Raw genomic sequence first — 2297 nt, forward strand, 5'->3', positions numbered from 1 at the left:
CGGGAACGGCCTGTCCGCCTAATGTGTTCGGCTGAGATCGGAAATCAACCAGCTGTTTTAAGAACTTTTTCAGACGGGAAGCGACTCGCGCCTGAGCCAGAGAGCCCTACACGTGCCGCTGCACGGCGGAGAAAGGCGAATCCACTACCCCTCAGGCATAATTCCTGAGCAAAATCAAGCAGAGCACACGGCTTTTTGCGCCACTTTAAGACGTAATCGGGATGTGGCGAGAGGCCAAATTCGGAAGTGCGGGGAAAACCAAAGGAATGCTGACCAGACCCCCGTTTTAGGCTTCCGCGACCTGCGGTTTTGATACAAAAAAACCGCGTTGTGCTCGAAGGTTTTCGATTTTTCCCCGCACTTCTGTAATTACATCTCTGGATCGAGGGCGCAGGCAATGGTGACGACATCCACGATAGCGCCCCCCTATGCCTGATACCAAAATCGTTCCATAGGGACCCGTTTCCCAATGGGATGATTCTTCACAAAGGGCATTAAGGCGCATGAGAACATGGTAGAGGCAAGCAAGCGCGCTTCCACGTTTTCGCCCATGGTGACCACGGTATAATCCAACGAGACAAGCAACGAACGGGAAAGGCAGCGCGGATGAACCTGGGCAGCGAGAGCGAGACCGTCGAGTTCAAGAAGTCCACTGGCGAGCATAAAGAAGCACTGCAAGCCATCAGCGCCATGCTGAACAAGCACGGCCGCGGCGAGCTCTACTTCGGCGTGAAGGACAACGGCGATGTCATCGGCCAGGATGTCAGCGACGCAACGCTGCGCCAGATGACGTCGTGGGTGTCCGACAAGATCGAGCCCGCGGTGTTCCCGACGGTCGAGTGCCTCGACGCCGATGATGGGCTGCGATACATCAAAATTGCCTTCTCAGGTGCCGACGCCCCCTACTCCGCCGACGGACGCTACTTCACCCGCGTGGGGACTTCGAACAAAGCGCTGTCGGCCTCGGAGCTGAGCGCCATGGTCGTCAAGCGTGAGCGCGCCCGTAGCCCGTGGGACTCGCTGCCGTCCGGCAGGCCCGTCTCCGACGCCGACGAGCAGGCGGTGCGTGACTTCGTCGCGCGCGGCGGCAGGGCCGGACGCGTGGGCGGCGGGTTCGCCGGCGTGGAGGACACCTTGGCAAGGCTCGACCTCGTCGCGCCCGACGGCAGCCTAAGAAACGCCGCGGTGGAGCTGTTCTGCGAGGGATCCGACACCTACCCCAGGATGAAGCTGGGGCTTCTGGGCGGCAACACCAAGGCCAAGATCCTCGACCTGCGCCGCGAGAGCGGCACCATGCTCAAGCTGCTCGACTTCGCCGAGTACTTCGTGACGTCGAACATCAGGCGCGAGTTCGTCATCGGCGAGACGGGCATGTACCGCAAGGAGATCCCCGAGATCCCGGCCGAGGCCATCCGCGAGGCGGTTGCCAACGCGCTGTGCCACCGCGACTACACCACCGGCACCGCCGTCGAGGTCAACGTGTTCATGGACACCGTCCAGATCGTGAGCCCGGGCCTGTTCCCCGAGGGCGACTCGCCGCAAGAGCACCTAGACGGTACCGCGAGCGAGTTCGGCCTCCGAAACCCCGCGATCGCGCGCACCCTGTTCCGCGCCGGCGTCATCGAGCAGTACGGCACGGGCATACCGCGCATCAAGGAGGCCTGCGAGGCAGCCGGCGTGAGGTTCCGCTTCGAGCAGACCGTCAACAGCACCGTCGTCGTCTTCGAGCGTCCTGGGTTGCAGAAAGCGGCCTTCAGGAGAACCGCGGCCGACAACCGACCGCTCCTCAGCGAGCGCGAACGAGCAGCGATGGCAATTGCCGCCGCTCAGGGGAAAATCACGACCTCCGACCTCGCGCGGGAGTCCAATGTCGGTAGGAAAACGGCCTCGAAGACTCTGAAAGACCTTGCCGGTCGAGGCCTGTTGGAATGGGTAGGGAAAAGCCCGAAAGACCCGCACCAGTTCTACAGGATGCCAAGCGAAGTTTGAGGCTGCAGGTCCTAGCCGGGAAACAGGCCCATTGCGTTTGCTGCCCTCCCCCTGCTGGGCACTACTGAGTAATCTACTGGGCACTGCTGAGTAATCTACTGAGTAGTGCCCAAGCGCGAGTTGGCAAGTCCGCCGAAGCCCAGAGAAACGGCTCCGAAGAATATACTGACCGCTACTGACCGCTACTGACCGCTACTGACCGCTACTGACCGCTACTGACCGCTACTGACCGCTACTGACCGCTACTGACCGCTACTGACCGCTACTGACCGCTACTGACCGCTACTGACCGCTACTGACCGCTACTG

1 protein-coding gene is annotated in these 2297 nt (G+C 61.3%); it reads left to right on the top strand.

What is annotated here, in order from left to right:
* The first annotated feature begins 606 nt into the window (after positions 1–606).
* Complete coding sequence (locus DXC52_RS09760) at positions 607–1989, top strand: RNA-binding domain-containing protein (RefSeq protein ID WP_117747094.1); 1383 nt, start codon at positions 607–609, stop codon at positions 1987–1989.
* Positions 1990–2297 lie beyond the last annotated feature (308 nt).

The sequence above is a fragment of the Collinsella sp. TF05-9AC genome (genome assembly GCF_003438495.1).
GTDB lineage: Bacteria > Actinomycetota > Coriobacteriia > Coriobacteriales > Coriobacteriaceae > Collinsella.

Coding starts and splice junctions, on each gene's coding strand:
- DXC52_RS09760 (WP_117747094.1), top strand. CDS start 607: ATGAACCTGGGCAGCGAGAGCGAGACCGTCGAGTTCAAGAAGTCCACT.